16 protein-coding genes are annotated in these 19,817 nt (G+C 47.8%); all 16 read right to left on the reverse strand.

What is annotated here, in order from left to right; all coding sequences use genetic code 11:
• Window positions 1-2 precede the first annotated feature (2 nt).
• A complete protein-coding gene (gene trhO / locus G3352_RS08130; RefSeq protein ID WP_076287400.1) occupies window positions 3-890 on the reverse strand; it encodes an oxygen-dependent tRNA uridine(34) hydroxylase TrhO in 888 nt (295 codons plus the stop codon).
• A gap of 251 nt (window positions 891-1,141) precedes the next feature.
• Complete coding sequence (locus G3352_RS08135; protein ID WP_240342985.1) at window positions 1,142-2,566, reverse strand: YfcC family protein; 1,425 nt, start codon at window positions 2,564-2,566, stop codon at window positions 1,142-1,144.
• A gap of 4 nt (window positions 2,567-2,570) precedes the next feature.
• Entirely contained in the window at window positions 2,571-3,743 is a 1,173-nt protein-coding gene (locus tag G3352_RS08140; protein WP_240342986.1) for a M20 family metallopeptidase, read from the reverse strand.
• 393 nt (window positions 3,744-4,136) lie between these two features.
• Window positions 4,137-5,045, reverse strand: coding sequence for a LysR family transcriptional regulator (locus G3352_RS08145; RefSeq protein WP_163755563.1), 909 nt, complete (start codon window positions 5,043-5,045; stop codon window positions 4,137-4,139).
• Between the two features lie 133 nt (window positions 5,046-5,178).
• Window positions 5,179-6,285 (reverse strand): DUF5050 domain-containing protein, encoded by a 1,107-nt coding sequence (locus G3352_RS08150; protein WP_163755565.1) that lies wholly within the window; start codon window positions 6,283-6,285, stop codon window positions 5,179-5,181.
• 58 nt (window positions 6,286-6,343) lie between these two features.
• On the reverse strand, window positions 6,344-7,849 hold the full coding sequence (locus G3352_RS08155) for a sensor histidine kinase (RefSeq protein WP_163755566.1): 1,506 nt from the start codon (window positions 7,847-7,849) through the stop codon (window positions 6,344-6,346).
• Window positions 7,846-8,556, reverse strand: coding sequence for a response regulator transcription factor (locus G3352_RS08160; RefSeq protein ID WP_163755568.1), 711 nt, complete (start codon window positions 8,554-8,556; stop codon window positions 7,846-7,848). Before G3352_RS08160 ends, G3352_RS08155 begins: the two co-directional genes overlap by 4 nt.
• A 340-nt stretch (window positions 8,557-8,896) precedes the next feature.
• Window positions 8,897-10,303: an MATE family efflux transporter gene (locus G3352_RS08165; protein WP_163755570.1), complete on the reverse strand. Its 1,407-nt coding sequence runs from the start codon at window positions 10,301-10,303 to the stop codon at window positions 8,897-8,899.
• A 305-nt stretch (window positions 10,304-10,608) separates the two neighbouring features.
• A complete protein-coding gene (locus G3352_RS08170; protein ID WP_481856275.1) occupies window positions 10,609-11,448 on the reverse strand; it encodes a carbohydrate ABC transporter permease in 840 nt (279 codons plus the stop codon).
• Window positions 11,449-11,526: 78 nt separating this feature from the next.
• The gene (locus G3352_RS08175; RefSeq protein WP_113053090.1) at window positions 11,527-12,408 is read right to left on the reverse strand and encodes a carbohydrate ABC transporter permease; all 882 of its coding nucleotides are present in this window, start codon (window positions 12,406-12,408) and stop codon (window positions 11,527-11,529) included.
• A gap of 29 nt (window positions 12,409-12,437) precedes the next feature.
• Window positions 12,438-13,757, reverse strand: a complete 1,320-nt coding sequence (locus G3352_RS08180) for an extracellular solute-binding protein (RefSeq protein WP_163755573.1) — start codon at window positions 13,755-13,757, stop codon at window positions 12,438-12,440.
• 117 nt (window positions 13,758-13,874) lie between these two features.
• The gene (locus tag G3352_RS08185; protein ID WP_163755575.1) at window positions 13,875-14,672 is read right to left on the reverse strand and encodes a response regulator transcription factor; all 798 of its coding nucleotides are present in this window, start codon (window positions 14,670-14,672) and stop codon (window positions 13,875-13,877) included.
• Entirely contained in the window at window positions 14,641-16,422 is a 1,782-nt protein-coding gene (locus G3352_RS08190) for a cache domain-containing sensor histidine kinase (protein ID WP_345940746.1), read from the reverse strand. Before G3352_RS08190 ends, G3352_RS08185 begins: the two co-directional genes overlap by 32 nt.
• 290 nt (window positions 16,423-16,712) lie before the next feature.
• A complete protein-coding gene (locus G3352_RS08195; RefSeq protein WP_076287389.1) occupies window positions 16,713-17,540 on the reverse strand; it encodes a carbohydrate ABC transporter permease in 828 nt (275 codons plus the stop codon).
• Window positions 17,540-18,406: a carbohydrate ABC transporter permease gene (locus G3352_RS08200; RefSeq protein ID WP_063567591.1), complete on the reverse strand. Its 867-nt coding sequence runs from the start codon at window positions 18,404-18,406 to the stop codon at window positions 17,540-17,542. Before G3352_RS08200 ends, G3352_RS08195 begins: the two co-directional genes overlap by 1 nt.
• Before the next feature lie 25 nt (window positions 18,407-18,431).
• Window positions 18,432-19,670: an ABC transporter substrate-binding protein gene (locus G3352_RS08205; RefSeq protein WP_481856274.1), complete on the reverse strand. Its 1,239-nt coding sequence runs from the start codon at window positions 19,668-19,670 to the stop codon at window positions 18,432-18,434.
• Between the last annotated feature and the right edge of the window lie 147 nt (window positions 19,671-19,817).

Consider the following 19,817-nt stretch of genomic DNA (forward strand, 5'->3'; position numbering starts at 1 on the left):
GCTTATGCGGTTACCGGTGCTGCCTCCCGGCAGGCATCCGAGCAAAAGCGGTTATGCGTCTCTTCGCAATCCTCACAGCATACATGCTGCAGGTTGCAGGTTGGACAATTAATATAACGGTCATGTGTCGTTCCACAGTGATAACAGCTAGCAATCACGATATCTTCATCCGTCCGGTTAATCGGCACGGAAATACGCTCGTCAAATACATAACATTTGCCATCAAACAGACGACCTTGTACCTCATCGTCCTTACCATAGGTTACGATTCCGCCATCAAGTTGTGCCACGTCCTGGAAACCTTCGTTAATCATGAACCCAGTCAGCTTCTCACAACGGATTCCGCCAGTACAGTAGGTAATGATCTTTTTGTCCTTCATGTCACCCAGGTTCTCCCGAATCCATTCTGGGAACTCACGGAACGACTCAACGTCCGGACGAATCGCGCCTCGGAAATGACCAATCTCGTACTCGTAGTCATTGCGGCCGTCAATTACAATGACATCCTCCTGTTGAAGATGCTCGTAAAATTCTTTCGGGGACAACCGTTTACCGCTAATTACGTTCGGGTCCAAGTCTTCGTCCACGCGGAACGTAACCAACTCGGCTTTGTGACGAACAAATATTTTTTTGAACGCATGCTCTTCGACATCATCAATCTTGAATACCATATCGCTGAACAGCGGGTTGGCATGCATATCCTTCATGTATTGCTCGGTTTGCTCTGGTGTACCGGATACAGTACCGTTAATGCCTTCTGAGGCAATCAGAATACGGCCTTTTACACCCAGGTCCTTACAGTATTGCAGATGCTCTTGCGTAAACGTTTCAGGGTCTTCAATCTTCACGAACTTATAATATAAAAGCACGCGGTACGCGCTGTTACACATGTGTATCACCTGTTCCTATTCCATGTTGTTATTGGCCGGATCATCCGACAAGACTACAACGTTGCAACCTTGCTCATTAAAAAGAAAATAAACAGCCGTCCGAAACAATGTCTCGAACTGCTGCTTTGAACATTCGACTTTTATTCCTGCGTTCTAGTTTATCGGAAGCGGAATAGCTTAGTCAATATAAATGTATAGAAAGGAATGTAAGTTATGGAATACATTTTTCGTTACTTATCTTAATTGAACGATTAAGAATACTGAATGGCATTGGCAATAAGCATAAATACAATACCCATAGCGATCCACATGACCATCAGCGGCCAGAAGAATCTAACCCATTTCTGATACGGAATGCCGGAAACTGCCAGACTGCCCATCAAAGCAGAAGACGTTGGCAGAATCATGTTGGTAAAGCCGTCTCCGAACTGAAAAGCTAGTACGGCAGTCTGGCGGGTAACCCCGAGCAGATCCGATAATGGAACCATAATCGGCATCGTAGTCACGGCCATACCTGTACCTGACGTGATAAACACGTTCATAATATTTTGGAAGAAATACATACCCAATACCTGCACCGAAGACGGCAATTCGCCAACCGCTGTGGACATTCCGTATACGACGGAATCAATCACGTTCCCCTGATCAAGGACAACCATAATCCCTCTTGCCAGACCGATAATAAAGGCACCGTAGGCAATACTGCTTGCACCTTTGACGAATTCGCTCGCAATCCGGCTGGGCCCGAACCCGGACACTAGACCAGAGATGACGCCCATGCTCAGGAAGAGAGCCGCGAGTTCCTCCATCCACCAGCCTTCTTTGGATACACCCCAGATTAACAGGACGAAGCCGGCTACAATCGTAATGATGGTCAGAATATGTGTGATGCGAATTGTAGGCAACTTGTTCAGATCCACCGCAGGGGCATCTGCTGCCTGCTCCTGTTCCAATTCATGCACCAAACCGCGAGTTGGATCAGACTTCACTCTGGACGCATACCGCATAATATAGATACTTGTTACGGAGATGAGACACACCAGGATAATCGCACGAAGCCACATACCTGAGAAAATCGGAACTTCTGCAATAGCTTGAGCTAGTCCCACATTGAACGGATTGAGCAGTCCCGCCGTAAAACCACACGAGGCCCCCAGTGAGATCATCGCCGTACCCGTTAGAGCGTCATATCCCAGCGCACGCGCGATGGCAATTCCAATCGGTACAAAGACCATAACCTCCGTGGACATGCCCATGGTAAACCCACCAACTGAGAACAAGGTGATGAATACCGGGATGACCCATAATCCTTTATTAGCAAACGAACGAGCTACCCTACCTGTAAGAGCCTCAATCGTTCCCGTACTCGTAATGATCTGAAATGCTCCACCGATGATGAAAATAAAGAATACAACATCTGCGGAGTCAACCAGTCCGCGAACGATGGACTTGGGAATATCCCACAATCCCGTTGGATTGGCCTCCACATGATGGTATGAACCCGGAACGAGCAAGGATTTGCCTGTCGCTTCATCCTTGACCCGATCAAATTCCCCTGCAGGAATAATATAGGTCAGGACAGTAGCTACGAGCACCAAAATGAACAAGATGACGAAGGTGTGAGGCATTTTAAACCATTTACGCCGTTGTTGTGGTTGTTTTGTTATGTTTTCCAATTCATCATCCCTCGTCCTTCTGTTGTTTCCATGCTTCAAACTCATCACGTACCTGCTGCAATGCTGCCTTGTCTGCGTACAGGTCGAACGCTGTCAGTGCAAGGGCCTTCGCCGCACGGTTTAACTCAATCATGCCTTCCTCTGCTCCGGCAAGCCGGGCAAATTCAGGAGTGTGTGTTGTCGCATCTCCTAACCGAATATACGGATGGATTGCGGCTGTAATTTGGCTTACGTTACCGATATCCGAGGAACCCACACCGCCTGTTTGCGGTGGATCATGTACTTCAATGCCCATATCCTCCAGGTTCTGCTGGAACAGACCCGCCAGAGTCTTGTTGTTATTCCGCTCGGCATAGATCAGGCCTTCTGTAATATCTACCGTAGCCCCAACGCCTTCCGCAGCATGGCGCACGACGCGGTAAACTTTGTCCATGACGACTTTCAGTTCTTCAACTGTCTTCGCCCGAATGATATATACGGCTTCAGCCAGCTCAGGCACCACGTTGGGCGCATCTCCACCCTTGGTTATAATCCCGTTCACCCGAACGTCATCCTTCAAATAAGGACGCAGCGAGTTTATTCCCGCGTACGCGTTGACCAAGGCATCTAGCGCACTAATGCCCTTCTCAGGAGACGAGGCAGCATGTGCCTGCTTGCCGTGGAACGTAAAGGTTGCGTCCACACAAGCCAGCGCACCTCTCAGTACCATCGTTTTTTGCTGCGGGTGACACATCATGACGGCATCCATCTCATTGAATACGCCATCGTTCACCATGATGATTTTGCCACCGCCCTCTTCTTCAGCCGGTGTACCAAGTACGACAATTCGTCCCGGAAGATCAGGGCAAGCTTCCTTGAGCGCCAATGCTGCACCTACAGCAGAGGTTCCGATCAGATTGTGTCCGCAGGCATGTCCGATGCGGGGCAGCGCATCATATTCAGCGAGCAGTGCAATCGTGGGTCCACCTGACTGACCTTCCCATACAGCGCGGAACGAGGTGTCGAGGCCTGAAATGCCTTTTTCCACCTGAAATCCGGCTGCTTCCAGCGGTTCGGTTAACCATTGTTGTGCTTGGACTTCCTGAAAGCTCAGTTCAGGGTTAGCGTGAATACGCAGGGATAATTCCCGCAAGTCGGGGTCTATCAGATCTACAGCTTCTTTGATTTTTTGCTTCATAAGAGCCGGGTCAGAATACATATTTTTTGCCGCCTTTCTTCAAATACAGCATTTCTATATTCAATTCAATCGAATAAATATACAATCAGATTGGATATATTGTATGTGTGACCAAGCTATAAGTAAATTCGAAAAAATTAAGGAATAGCCCATAAAAAATTTTATGGACTCGCTAGATATAATATATGGATATCATTAGATGTCAGTATCATACTGGTTTATTTACATATTAACCAAGACAGCATCGGTATACATTTTGATCTTATGTACATCCTTCGAATCAGTTTTCCCCATAAAAATGACATTGCCAAATAGCAATAAAATTCCTGTTTTGATAAGGAAATATCGGATAATTATGCATAAAGCCTAGCACCTGCACCACCACGTCTGTATCTAGCTTCCATCCACAACATGCTGTGTTCCAGCCGTTTTCATCAAGTCAACAAAGCGACCAACCGTTGCCTGTTGCAGTACACTTTCCTTATACACCAACCACGTGTTACGCCGCACTCCCTGTCCATTCTGTCGGATTAGTTCCTGCTGATGAAGACCATCCGAAGCAGATACGAAAATACCCGGAATAATGGCATAACCAAGCCCGTATCGCACCATTTCCTTGCATGTCTCATAGCTGTCCACACGCATCGCTACAGTTGGTGAACATTCATAGCGCTCATACCACCAGGCCGCTACTCCTTCTCGGAATGGACTCACAGGAGATCCACCCGTTTTTGTCAGGGGCTCCTGAAATGCAATTTGCGGAAGCGCGGGAAGTTCATCCAGATGAATGGGTTCACGGGATACAATGCAGACCGGTTCATCGTGCAGCAGATGTTTCCCCTCATACCAGGGATGCTCCCCCCGTATGACACCCACCTGGATTTCGTCCCTCATCAACAGTTCCATAACCTCCACACTTAGTGCACAGGTCACAGCAAACTGAACCTCAGGGTACAGCTCCTTGAACTGCTTTAACAAGGGAGGAAGCTTGTACAACGAATAATGATTGGCAATCCCCAGGCGCAACGTTCCCTTAACCTCATTACGAATGTTAGACAACTGCTCCTTGACCTGGTTAAGCTCCTTGAGCATTTTACGGGCATAGATCGCGAGATGCTCTCCTTCGGGAGTAAATCTGGCGCCTTTTAACGTTTTATCGATTAGTGGCACGCCAAATTCCTTCTCCAATTGCTGCAAACGGTATGTCAAAGCCGGCTGGGTCATAAACATGCGCTCCGCAGCCTTGGTCAGACTACTCTCCTCGGAAACGCTCAGCAGTAGACGGCAGTCCTTCTCATCCATGATCATGTTCCCCCTTTACTTCTCGTCTCTTCAGTATAACCCAGAAAAACTGCGTTAAGAGTACAGAAAAAGCCCAACTCGATATGAGTCAGGCCCGCCCCTGCTAATTTGCTTCTTCTTCTTCGATGATGATTTACTGCGAAATCGTAATGACCGAGGTAACAAAGTGGTATGATTCATTTTCCTGCACTGCCTGTGACAGTAAAATTCGGTTGCCTTCCGGACTCCAGCTCAGCGGATCAGATGCGTTATCCATATCAGCTGAGATCTGGAACTGCTCTGCCGATTCCGTATTGGAGACGAATAGCCCTTTTTCATCATCACTCTCCGAATTGATCGTGTAGGCGATTTTGGAATCGTCACCAGACCAGCTCGTGCCGAAAATCTGTGTACCTCTGGCAAGCGTCGCTTTTTCATTCCCTTCGAGATCGGTTAGCACCAGCGCCCGTTTAGTATCGGCTGTTTTTTTCACAATCGCCAGTCTTGAGCCATCGTTGGACGGGATTACCCTCTCTACACTTTTCAGTACCTGCTTTACTTCACCGGTCTTCGTATCGTAGCTATTCAACTGTCCGTCCGTGCCTGTGATGTAGTAAATTACATTGCCCGAAACGCTGACACTGCTTATATTAAAGTTCCCCGTCTTGACCAGCGCTTTGGTCGTTCCATCCACACTAGCTGATATGATATCCCCATTCATGTTTGGAAAAACAACATGCTCCTTATCCAGCCATGCTCCTTCAAAGACAAATCCATCGTCCTTGCCCGCAGGTACCACTTCCCCGTTGTGCAGATTCAAAATGAAGCCTTTGCCTGTCGATTCCTCTGGTTCTCTGTAGAAAATATACTGACTATCCGGGGACACGAGTGGTGAACCCAGACTCACTTCACTTTCCTTCACGGGTGTATCTGTGCCCTTCGTAAGATCGTACATGTATAAGTTATGCGGGTAACGTTTCTCACCCTCCACAGTGACAGGCTTCATGGACTCGTTTTCTTTATCCGACAAAATCCAGTCATTGCTTAGCCACGCTACCCCGCGCATATTCGACAGTTTATCGATTTTCTCCAGCTTAAAGCTCTGGTATACCGACGTATTTGTATTGTCCTTGACCGTAATATCCGTGCCGGATTTCCCGTTCTGTGTATTATCCCCTGGTTTCGTTGCTCCCCCGCATGCTGTTGCTGATAATAGGACGATTGCCCCGAGCGTGCCCATAGCCGCCTGTTTCCAATTCATCATGGTCCCTCCTGAGTACTTTCTATAGACCAAGCATACATATCGCATACTTCCAAAGTTATTCAGACTTGTTTCCAACTTGTAAACTTGAATGGGCCAGAGGGAAAACAAGCTGGAACGTCGTCCCTTCTCCGTGTTGCGGATCGCCCGGCAACAATGAGATTGTGCCGCCCTGCTTCTCTACAAACTGCTTGACGAGTGATAGTCCCAGCCCGGTTCCCCCGGTTTTTCTAGCCCTGTCTTTATTGACGGTGTAAAAGGGTTCAAAGATTTTCTCGCGCGCCTCGTTCGGAATGGGCGTACCCGAGTTGAAGATGCGAATCACCGCTTGTCGCTCCTGCATTCGCAGTTCATTGCTTACCCGGATGACACCTCCCGGCACATTATATTTGATCGCATTATCTAACAAATTGATGAAAATATGCATCAGGCTTTCCCGATCGCTGCGGATCACCGCAGGCAGTAACACCAGCTCCATGTTCAATGCAAACTTCTCGGCTTTGCCCCGCATCCGGCCACAGGCATCCTCCAGTAGAGCACGAACTTCCACGTCTTCTGCCTGATTCTCAAAATCATATTTCTCCAGAGCAGACAAATGTAATACCTTCTCAACCATCTCGTACAGCCGCTCAGTTTCCTTGCCAATATTGCTCGTGGCATCATCCAGCAATTGTGGATCATCTTTATACATGTCCAGCAGCTCTACATACGCCTTAATCGACGTAAGTGGCGTCTTGAACTCATGGCTGATGTTGCCAATATATTGTTTCTGCTGCTGCTCCAGGGCCTGAAGCTTCTCGATAGCGAGCTGAAGCTTCTGTTGTTCCATATGCATGGCTTCAATATTTTGCTGAATCGATGTGCTCATATAATAAATGCCCTGTCCCAGCTCACCTAATTCATCCTTGCGTTTCACAGGTGATTCAGTAATATAAAGCCCTTCACGGATGGAATCGGCAGACCTCTTCAAGCGGGTTATGGCAACTGCAAAACGATTGTAGAAGAGATATCCTAAAATGAAGCTTAGTCCAACAACCGCAATTCCCGCCCACATAAACAACTGAAGGATATGGGCATAAAATTCATGATAGCTCTGAACCGGATACTGCATGCGCACAGCACCCATCTGTCCATCCGGTCCGTCCAGCGGTGCTATATAGAGCAGGGTATCCCCCTGTTCGTGGTAAGCAATTTTATTTTGCAGCGCATAGTTCAGCGTCGCTGTGATATCTGCACTTTCCTCAGACATGATCGATGAACCAACTTGCTGTCCCTTCATATCATAAAGCGCGATTGGCAGACCTGTGGAGCTTGCAAGCTCCTGCGCCAGTCTGCGGCCATTTTGCTGTAAAAAAACCTCCTGCTCCAGACGAACGGACTCGGTATAGTAAGACTGCCGCACATTCAGATTCACCAGACGGGTCTGCTGGGACAGAATGGTCTCGATCTGTGTCTGCTGGTTGCGCTCAATACCTCGCAATACCAGGGAGCTGAGCACAACAACGGTCAGGATAAGCAATGCGGCCAGAAAAACGCTGAACTTCAGCTTGATGCTGACTCTCATACCAAGCCGCCCGGTTCAGGGGCTGATGCCTTATAGCCAATGCCGTATACCGTCTGCAATTTTTGCTGGTCGGTATCGCCGATTTTTTTGCGCAGCCGCTGAATATGAATATCCACCGTGCGTGTACCCCCGGCATATTCCATGCCCCACACCCGGTCCAGCAAATCATCCCGTGTGTATACACGCTCGGGGTTGGACATCAGAATGGTCAGCAAATCGAACTCTTTTGGCGTCAAATCCAGCTTCTCCTCATTCACCGTCACGGTGCGGTGAGCGATATGGATACGTAGCGTTCCATTGACGATAGCCTGATTCTTCTGGTCGTCAGAGGATGGACTGCTTTTCTCTACACGACGCATCAGTGCCTTTACCCGGGCGAGCAGTTCGCGGATCTCAAACGGTTTGGTCATGTAATCATCCGCGCCCATTTCCAGGCCAACGATCTTATCCACAATATCATTTTTGACGGTCAACAAAATAATGCCGATATCCTCCCGATCCTCCAGCCTGCGGCATACGCCGTATCCATCCAGTTTGGGCATCATCACGTCCAGAATCATGACCTGCGGATGGAATGAAGCTACCTTGACCAGCGCTTCTTCGCCGTCATTTGCTGTCTCTACTTCATATCCTTCGCGCCGTAGCGCGTAAGCAATAGCACTAACAATGCTTGACTCGTCATCCACGACCAGCACTTTTTTATTCATCCGAATCATCCTCTATATATGTCATGAGTTATCTTATTCTTTGGATCTATGTTAACAAGGTATGGCCTGATTAGCTATGGAGGACTTTTCGATTTGCGAGAAACGCTAGAAACGTCTGTATCCTCCCAGCTTGGACTTCGCTCCACTTTTTTTATACCCCAAACACAACAAAAAGAGCCAACCCGTGATTGGATCAGCCCTAATAAAAACAAAAAGAGCCCATCATCAGGAGAAATGCTCCATCCCATTTGGCTCTTCTTTAATAAGACTAACGGCTCCAAGTGCGGCGCCTTTTTATTTCTATACCCCGCTCAAATCGAATTTATTTCCCAAACCATCATCATACTGCTGGCACAGGCTGAGCTCCAACTTCCTCCTCATGATCCAACAGATCATGTTTCTCCCAAGCCCGGCTCTTCCAGCGGAAATACATAATGACAGCACGTGTCCACTCGTCTGCGGCAATCGCAAGCCATACACCGGCGAGCCCCATGTGAAGCTTGAACACCAGCAGGTAGCCCAGCGGCAGACTCATGCAGACCATGGAGATCAGTCCCATATATACCGGGAACTTCGCATCACCTGCGGCACGAAGGGAACCAATAATCACAATGTTGCAGGTTCGCCCGGTCTCCAGCAGAAGACTGAGCAGGATGACCTGTGCACCCAGTTTTATAATTTCCGGATTATCCGTGAACACACTCATCAGCGGAACACGGAAAAGAATAATAATTACATCGATCACAACTGTGGCGAGCAGCGCCCATTTTACACTGTCGAATACACGTTTGTATGCATCGTTCTTGCGTCGCGCACCGACCAGTCGGCCAACTATAATGGAAGTTCCCATTCCGATAGCCATGCTGAATAGATAGATGTAGCTTGAAATGTTACCCGCATATTGCCGGGTCGCCATCGCTTCAGCACCCAGATAGGTCACATACAGTGTGAAGACGAGCTGGCAGGACTGATATACAACGGATTCCAGCGCAGAGGGGATACCAATTCGCAAGATTTTGCTGATAAATTTCTTCGAAAGATTGATGTAATAGCTAAACTCTACCCTTACATCCATAACGCGATAGAGCAACCAGAAGAAAATAATCAAACAGATCAGACGGCTTCCGACCGTTGAGATCGCTGCCCCTTCTACACCAAGCCTCGGCATGCCGAAATGGCCAAAAATAAGAGCGTAGTTACCAACGACGTGAATCACGTTCATCAGAACAGAAACATACATCGTCTCTTTGGTGTAACCATGCGTACGAATCGTCGCGGCCAGCGCGTTAATCAGCGCCTGAAGGAAGATTCCGCCTCCGACAATACTTATATAAGAACGGGCAAAATCGTATATTTCACCTTGGATATGAAGCAGTGTAAGCAGATGTCCTCCGAACAGAAGGAAGCTTCCGCTCAGGATTAGTCCAACAATCAGATTAAGCGTAATCGCATTACCTGTGACCTGTGCCGCCTCACTCAACTTCTTCGAACCAATATATTGTGCCACAACAATAGCAGCACCATGTCCAATGACTTCCAATACAAGAATCGCAATGGAAATAATCTGGTTAGCTGCTCCGACTCCGGATACTGCATTATCGGACACCGAACTGAGCATGAACGTATCCACGCTCCCCATCAACATAAACAAGAAGAGTTCCAGGAAAATAGGCCATGTTAGCCGAATCAGATTCAGATCTTTGGCATCCGAACGCAAGGACTCTTTGGTTGAGGATATTGCTGTCATTTTCTCACCTTTCCCGTGTGGGCTTTAATTCTTAGGGTATGTTAGCACAGGTAGTTTGAAAATGCAGTAGTTTTGCGAAAAAACTTGAAAGTTTTTTGAAATTCCAATAATAGGTATTTTCAGTTCTTTCATTTAATTTGCATTATAGAGAATAAATACATTCATATAGTCGTTCTAAATACATGTTCTCAGGAGATATACGAAGTCCGAGGCGATGAGCAAAAACCCTCACACATCCCTTTTGGATCGGGATGTGTAAGGGTCCAAGGTTTAAGTTAGCCATTTAATCATATGGAATACATGGTCTATCCTTTTACCGATCCGGCAGCGATGCCCTCCACAATTCGGTTGCTCAAGACGAGGAAAGCGATCAGGATCGGCAGGATGCTAATCATCAGTGTCGCACCAATCGCTCCCCAATCCGTAGTGTACTGTCCAATAAAATTCTGTACCCCAACGGTCAGCGTCTTGTACGCATCTGTGCTGATGAACGTATTCACGAAGATGAATTCATTCCAGTCATAAATCATGTTGATAATCGCTGTCGTAGCGATCACCGAAGCTGTCATCGGCAGGACGATACGGAAGAAAACCCGATGGACAGAGCAGCCGTCCATCACCGCTGCTTCCTCCACTTCCCGCGGAAGGGCGTAGTAGAAGCCAAGCAGGATCATAATGGTGATCGGCATATTAAACGCGATGTATGAAAGAATGACCGACAATGGATGATCTGTAAGATGGAGCTTCAGAAAAAGGCTGAACAACGGAATCAGCGTAGAATGCACAGGGATCATCATACCCACCATGAATAGTCCGAGCACCAGAGAACGTCCTTTCCAGCGCATGCGGGTTATCGCAAAGGTGACCAGACTCGCGAACAGCACGGTGAATACAACGGACACCACCGTGATCCAGACACTATTGAAGAAATATAAACTAATGTTGCCTTCCGTCCACACCTTCACATAGTTCTCCCAACGCGGAGTCGCGGGAAGGGCAAACGGTGCCATATCAAATACTTCCTGATTGTTTTTTAGCGAGAACAGCAGCAGCCATATCAAAGGCAGAATCTGCAGCAGCGCCACCAGAATCAACAGACTGTAGAGCAGGACATAGCCTAGCCTTCTCAGCACTGTCGGTCCCACGCCTGTTCCGGGATAGGCTGGCAACCGAATCGCAGTATCGGTCTTCACAGGGATGGGCCTCCTTTCATTTCACGTCACTTAAGAATACTGAATGGTGTCCTTGGATGCCGTAGCCTTTCGAAGCAGCCAGGTTACGACCAGACAGATCACGAGCAGGAAGAAACCAACGGCACTCCCATAACCAAAGTCGAATCCACGGAAAGCCTGATGATACATATAGGAAGCCATCACTTCACTAGAACCATTCGGTCCACCGTCCGTCATCACATAAATGAGGTCAAAGTACTTCAACGAACCAACGACAGCCAGCACGATAGTCACTTTGATCACTTCCGTAATCAGAGGCAGCTTGATTCGGAAGGCAATCTGCCAAGGACTTGCACCATCAATCCGCGCTGCTTCAACCAACGATTCCGGGATATTCTTGAGTGCAGCGTAGTAGATCAGAATATAGAATCCGGCATACTGCCATAAGATCGGTACGAACAGGGCATACAGCACCAGGGATGGCTCCGCCAGCCAGGCTGGTGGATTGGCAATCCCGATTGCTTCCAGAAAGGTATTAAGCACACCGTTACTGGGATGATAAATCTTCAGCCACAGCTGGGCAATCGCTACGGAGGACAGCAGCATCGGAATCAGATATATTTTCCGAAACAGGTTGGCACCCTTAATTTTGCCTGACAGCACAAGGGCAATCATAAGATAACCGATCAGGCTCAGTGCTGAGAATAAGGCCAGCAGAAAGGTATGATATGCACTCTGCCAGAACGTTGCGTCATGAAGCAATCTTGCATAATTTTCAAAACCGATAAAGGTCATTGCGCCGATCCCGTCCCACTGCATCAATCCGTAATATCCGGTCAGCACGATCGGGATATAGATCAGTACCAATAACAGCAGCAGTGCGGGAAGCACGTACAACGCAGCGACTAAACGGTTGGACATGACTTTATCCATCACAATATCCTCCCTATGAGCGTTGTACGTTAGTTGCCTTTATCAATCGCTTCCTGATGATTCTTCACAAATTCCTCAGGAGTGACCGCTTTTCCGAACAACGCCTGGATCATGTCCAGATGGACTTGAGCTGCGGTCGGTTTCATCTGCACGTCGGCGAATAATGTCAGGCTGCTGGCCTGATTCAATTCATTCAGCAGGTCAGTATAAAGCTGCGGCAGTTGTACCTCGGCTGTGTCCACTTTCGTTGCCGGAATAACACCCGCTTCGGTTACAGAGCTTTCGCCCCATTTTTCCACAAAATATTGAACGAATTTTTGAGCTTCATCCTTCACCTTGGAGTTCTGTGCGACGAACAAGCCTACACCCGGGCCGCCGACCCAACTGTTAATATCGCTTTTGCCGCCATCCATCGTCGGGAATTTGAAAAATCCGATTTTATCCTTGAACTCCTGCGGTACATCCGGATTGGTGGTATAGTTCGGCAGTTCCCAGGTGCCCATCAGGTACATGGCAGCTTTCTCATTCATGAATTCCGATTTGCCTTCATCATTGGACAAGCCGTTATAACCTTTGTTAAAGGCGTTCATATCCACCAGCTTCTGTACTTCGGCTGCCGCCTGGATCAGGGCAGGATCGTCAAACTTGCCTGTGCCATTGATGGCCTTCTCCAATGCATCCCCGCCCAATCGATTGGCCAGATACATATACCAGAGAGATCCGGTCCATCGATCCTTGTTGCCGAGAGCGATGGGAACCACACCATTGTCTGTCAGCGTTTTCACAACACTCAGGAATTCATCATATGTGGCCGGGGGCTGCAGATTATATTTGGCGAAAATGTCTTTGTTGTAATAGATCGGAGAAATGTTCAACTCAATCGGGAGCGCATAGGTTTTGCTGTCTACGGCATACGCCTCGGTTGTTCCGGCAATGAATTTCCCCTCGAGCGAACCACTCAGGAGGTCATCCAGTGGAGCAAACAGATTGCCCTTCACGTAAGGCTCAAGAAAACCCGCAGCCCAGGTTACGCCTACATCCGGGAGTTCATTGGAAGCGGACAAAATTTTCAATTTGTTCTTATATTGCTCATTCTCCAGCACTTCCTGCTTGATGGTCACGTTGGGATGATCGGTCTGATACTGTTTGATGATCTCATTGACCAGCTTATTCTGCTGTGCAGAACTGCCTGCTGGCCAGAGATGCATAAACTTGAGGGTCACTTTTCCGTCAGAGCCACTTCCACTCGCTTCACCCTCTCCGTCAGAACCTGAATTGCTGCATCCGGATAAAAACACGGCGAGGATAAGTGTCAATGTCAGTAGCATTGCTATTGGCTTTTTTCTCATATTCCTAACCCCCTGTAATGGTTATTCGGTTGATGTAACCGCTTTAATAAAATTGTAGCATGGGTACATCTCCCCCATAAGACCAGGATGATTTGGAAAAACTCCACTATTTTATGGTTATTTAGTCTCTTTACGAATCCCAATGGAATGACGATATTTGCTTGGGCTAAGCCCTTCGAGACTTTTGAATACCTTAATAAAATATTTATCCGTCTGGTAGCCTACCTGTTCGGCGATCTCCGAGATTGGCAGGGCCGTCTGAACGAGCATCTCCTTCGCCCGCTGAACACGTGTGCGGGTCAGATATTCGCTGAAATTAATTCCTATCTGCTCCTTGAACAAAACGCTAAAATAACTGGAGTTCAAGTGCAGCATATCAGCGATTTCCCGCAGGGTAACATGTTCGCTCAGATGGGCATCCACGTAAGCAACAGCTTCACTGATCTGGGGATTAAGTCTCTCGTCTCCCCGTCCTTTGGCATCCAGCAGCTTGGGGTCAACCAGCTTCTGCATCATTTGAATACGCCGTTGTTGGTCTCCAAGCTGCAAAGCCTTCTCTACCGTCTGAATAAGCTGTTCCTTCTCAATCGGTTTAAGCAAATAATCTACCACGCCAAGCTTGATGGCCTGCTGGGCATATTGGAAGTCGGCATGCCCTGACATAATCAACACGACTGGTTTGCTCGGAAACTGCTGAACGGCTTCAACGAGGGACAGGCCAGAGAATTCCGGCATGCGAACATCTGTAATCAAAAGGTCCGCCGTCTGTTCACGGAGCCATGCTGCTGCTTCGACTCCACTTGCCGCAGTTCGAATTTCGTTACGACCAGCCGACCAGCCTTCCAGCGTCTTGCGAATTCCTTCTCGTGTACGCGGTTCATCATCAACGATTAGAATCGTTCTGCCATGAATCATATGCACCCTCCGTATCCTTCGGAATCTCAAAGCGAATGACAGTCCCTTCACCGACCTTACTCGTAATGCAAAGTCTGCACAATTCGCCAAGCTGACTGCCAAAATAAAGCTTCAACCTGCGATGCACGTTAATCAGCCCCACGCCTGTTCCCTTGTCGGAAACAGCAGGTCCACCATTCAATGCACGAACAACGGATTGAAGCCGGAAATCATCCATGCCAGGTCCATCATCCCGAACTTCGATGTGGACCAGCCCATCCTGCGTGGAAGCATCTACATGGATGCTTACCTTTCCCGGTTCAATTTTGCTCTCAATCCCGTGAAGAATAGCATTCTCCACCAAGGGCTGTATGAGCAATTTGGGAATCCTCACGGTGCGCATCGCATCACTCAGTCTGATCTCCCATTGCAGCCGTTCTCCCAGCCTCATCTCCATAATTCGAAGATAACGCTCCGCGTGCTCCAGTTCATCGGCCATGGTAACCCATTCATCCTGATTGGGACTGGAGATGATGTAGCGAAATAGGCGGGACATCGCCACAACCATACGCGCCATTTCCTCGTCTCCTTTGTCATCAAGTGACCAATAGAACGCCTCCAGCGTGTTAAACAGAAAATGAGGATTGATCTGCGACTGCAGAGCTTTCAGTTCTGTTCTTGACTGCATGATTTCCTTCTCGTATATCTCCTGAGTCAACTCATTTAGCCGATAAACCATCTGATTGTATACTTCATTGAGCCTATGAATCTCCATCGTTGAGCTGAACATAATATTGGGCTTCATGGCTCCCGGACGTGCACTGCGCATGGCCCTCATTAGTCGGGTGATGGGACGTGTAATCATGGTGGACAAGAGAAAGGACATAATGAGGAACAGCACGACGCCAAACAAACCGGAAATAAGCAGTGCCGTCCGAAGAATGGACACGCCCTCCGTTGTCTCGCTCACAGGTGTAAGAACCGCGAGCGTCCATCCAGTCATTTCGGAATGCTGTCTAACGACGATATAAGGCTCCTCCCGGGTCTCGACTACAGAGCTGTCACTGCTTAGGAGTGCCTCCACATCCAGACTAGCCTCCAGATTGGAAGTAACTACGCTTCCTGCCGCATCTACCAGAAGAATAGAATCCTCCACATCGTCCTCAGCATCCAAGTCATTCAGTTGAAAAAAGCTACGCTGCATCCGCACCACGACATAACCGCCAGGTTCAAAAGCCCGGTCCATCAGGCTGATTCGCCGAATAGCCATAATGACCCCCGGATCTTCCGGGTCGGGGCCGACCCAGACCAGCCTCCCCTTCTCCGCGTCTGCTTCCGCTATCCAGTTACGTCCGAGCCTTCCATCCAAAGATCGGTCATCCATGGGAAATATTCTGCTGTAAGTTGTCGTATAGATTTCCAGACTCTGCACACCACTCATAAAGGACGGATAGCTGCTCACAACCTGCAAGAGAGCTTGACGCTGATTAAACGTAGCCGTTTCCCCACCTTTCTCATTGCTCAGCAAACGCTGCACATAAGAATCATCTGCCACTTGAGCTGTCAACGAGTTAACTTGTGCGATTAAGGCATCCAGTCTGCCGTTAGCCTGAACAGCAGTTTGATGGATATGCTTCTCCGCATTGGTCTTCAGCAAACCGGATACCCGGTCATAGGCGGCGATTCCCGCAATAAATAACACCACCAACATCACCAGTACAAAACCAACAAAAATCTGATTGCGCAACGAGTTCCATCTGCCCCAATTCACTCGCAAACCCCATTCTCCTCCCCGCATGTAAAAGAAATCGCCACCCGTTTCTCATCTTGGGTGACGATTGAGTACAAGTATGCCGGAATCCATCATCGCCAATTATTGAAGCGTTTACATTTTGGCTCATCGATCTCCTTCACCGATCTTTGTTTAGTGATTAAACTAACGACTAAAAAATAGCACAGAATCCTATCTTTATCAATCATTTAAATATAGGGCAGCTCCACAAACCGGAAGCTCATGAAAACAAAAAAAGGACGGACTCCATGAGTCCGCCCTTTTCTTCATTATTTCACTGAACCTTGTGTTACACCATTGATAATCCACTTTTGTGCAAACAGATAAATGATGATCATCGGCAGCAACGCCAGCAGGTACGATGCAAACGCCAGGTTGAAGTCAGTATTGAATTGACCCTGGAACACATATTGTACCAGAGGAAGCGTGTATTGTGCCGGATCACTAATAATAATGAGTGGCAGCAGAAAGTCATTATAGGTAGACAGACAAGTTAGAATACCAACCGTGGCACTGATCGGCGCCATCAATGGGAAAATGATTTTCCAGAATGTTCCCCAGGTTGTTGCTCCATCTACGAAGGCTGCTTCCTCCAGCGCTACCGGAATGGACCGAATGTAACCTACATACACAAATACGTTAAAGGCGAGACCATAAACCGTATGCAGCAGGATAAGACCCAGAAGATTGGTCATTTCCAGTGACGCAGTCAGCTTAACAATCGGCAGCATGATGATTGGAAACGGAATGAACATCGCGCTGACGAAGTAATAGTACAGCCCTTTGAAAAACTTCCGTTTCTCCATATTCCGGGCAATTGCGTAAGCAACCATAGAGTTACTGAGCAAGGTCAGAATGACTGTTGACGCAGTAACAATGGCACTGTTACGGAACGATTGGAAGAAGTTTGTCATGTCTATTGCACTTGCAAAGTTCTCCCAGTGGAGTGTTGTCGGAATAGCAAATACCGATTGAGCCATTTGCTCCGGATTCTTCAATGCGATTGTAACTGTCATATATAAAGGGAACAGAATGAACAAGGTACCCAGAACAATTAACAACATAACGGGCCAGTTGGTACGTAAACGGCTTCTCATTACAGATCCGTCTCCCTTCTTTGCAGGAACCGGATTTGCAGAATCGAAATCACCGCAATAACGATGAAATAGATAACCGAGTTCGCAGATTGATATGCATATTCGCCGCCTTCAAATCCACCCGTGTAGATCAGATGGGAGATGGACTGTGTTGCCCGTCCCGGTCCACCATTCGTCAAGGCCACGATCTGGTCAAAGACCATCAGTGAGTTTTTCATCGCCAGCACCATATTAATTGTGAAGAACGGGGCAATAAGCGGAAACGTAATGCTCCAGAATTCACGCCATTTGCCGGCGCCGTCCAGATTTGATGCTTCATACAATGTCGTAGGGATCGTTTGCAATCCCGCCAAATACAGAATCGTATTCAACGCAACGGATTGCCATACCGCTACAATCACGATCCCAATCCATGCCAGGCTTTCGCTCCCTAGAATGTTGGTGGATAGGGCGTTGATGCCCAGGTTTTGTCCCCAGATCGGGAATACGTTGGAGAACAGGTAGTTAAATATGTAACCCACGATCAATACACTCAGGATATTCGGCAAGAAGTAGATGCCCCGGAAAAAGTTACGGAACTTAATCTTGGCATTCAGCCCGAGTGCAATGAGCAGGCTCAGAATATTCGTCAGGATCGTTACAACGATCGCAAACTTGAAGGTAAACCAGTAGGCGTTGCCTACATTGTCATCTTGAAACAGATTGAAATAGTTTTTGAATCCAACAAAATCATAACCTTTACCGAATCCGTTGTAGTTCGTAAATGAATAATAGATCCCCTGGAGGGCCGGCAGCGTCATAAATACAAAGAACAGTATTACCGCCGGAACCGTCATCCAGTAATAAGGCGCAATGCGCTTGTTCATACTCCATCCTCCTTCGGACAAGGCGTTATCGCCGATTCGCTACCTTGTCCCATTCTTTGTCGAGTGTATCCAGATAGTTGTCGATGTTCTTGTTCTGCAAAAAGGACTGTACGATGGAATTCAGCTGCACTGCAGCCGGAATATAGTGATCGGCGAAGTCGATAACCTTGCCCTGCTCAATGTAAGGTGTCAGTTCCTGTACAGCAGGATCATCTTGTTTTACACCTTCCACCGCAGAGAACAGCGTCTGTTCCTCAATGTATTTGCCTATATTTTCAGGCTCCAGCAGAAACGCGATGAACTGCTCGGCCTGCTCCTTGTTCGGTGTATCCGCTGCAATGGTAAACAGGGAGTCGATTCCGTTCACCAGCTTGATCTTGCTCAGATCATTGCCTGTCGGGAATGGGAAGAAACCAATGTCCACATTCGGGTTGGCTTTGCGAATCTCGGAGATCGCCCAGGTACCCTGGATGTACATATAAGCTTCGCCATTGGCAAAGGCACGGTTACCATCCGAATACGCTTTACCGAAGTTGTCGCCGTGACCGTAATTCATCAGTTCCAACTGCTTCTCCGCAACCTCACGGTATTTCTCCTTGAAGGTCACTCTGTTCTCGCGACGCTCCAGGTAGAAATCAATACCAACCAAGTTAGGTCCGAGTGCATTGAACGGCAGATTGGTCTGCCAGTCGTCCTTGTATGTGAAGTAAAACGGAATTTTACCCGCATCCTTAATTTTTTTTGCTGTAGCAATCAGCTCGTCCCAGGTCTTGGGTACGTCCAGACCCATTTCTTTAAACAACGTTTTGTTGTACATGATGCCGTTTGCATTTGTTGCGTAAGGGACACCTGTCACTTCATCCATGCCCGTGACATCCTTCAGCATCTGTATGTAGTTGGGATCGATCGTTTTTAACAGTGGACTGTCTGTCAGATCGGCGAAAATATCACTCTGTGCAAGAATGGAATAGGTATCGGTTGCCCCCATTGCCATAATGTCTGGCACATCGTTCTTCACCACACGTGTCTTCAGCACCGTCTCCGCGTCAGGTGGATTCACCTGAGTGACCTGAATATCGGAGTGTTCGGCATTGAATGTTTTGATTAATTCGTCAAAGGTTCCTTTGGCTTCGGGTTTGTTCTGAAAAAATTCAACTTGCACTTTGCCGTTGGCATTATTCCCACTGGTGCAGGAAGACAGAAGTACAGCCGTTATTCCACAAAGCAGCATTATCCCGAGTGCCTTGGTAAGCGATGTTCTCATGTTGTACCTCCCTCAGCTTATATACGTAAAGATTTACCCATTAAATTAGTGAAATAACCACATGGTTAATCCTTCCACCGTTTTATACTTAGAGCGTTGACTATAATGTGTCCTATTATTCCTAAAACGGTTTCGGTGAAATTGAAT

Origin of the sequence: Paenibacillus sp. ALJ109b, from assembly GCF_010747435.1 — a bacterium.
In the GTDB taxonomy this organism is placed as follows: Bacteria; Bacillota; Bacilli; order Paenibacillales; family Paenibacillaceae; genus Paenibacillus; species Paenibacillus taichungensis.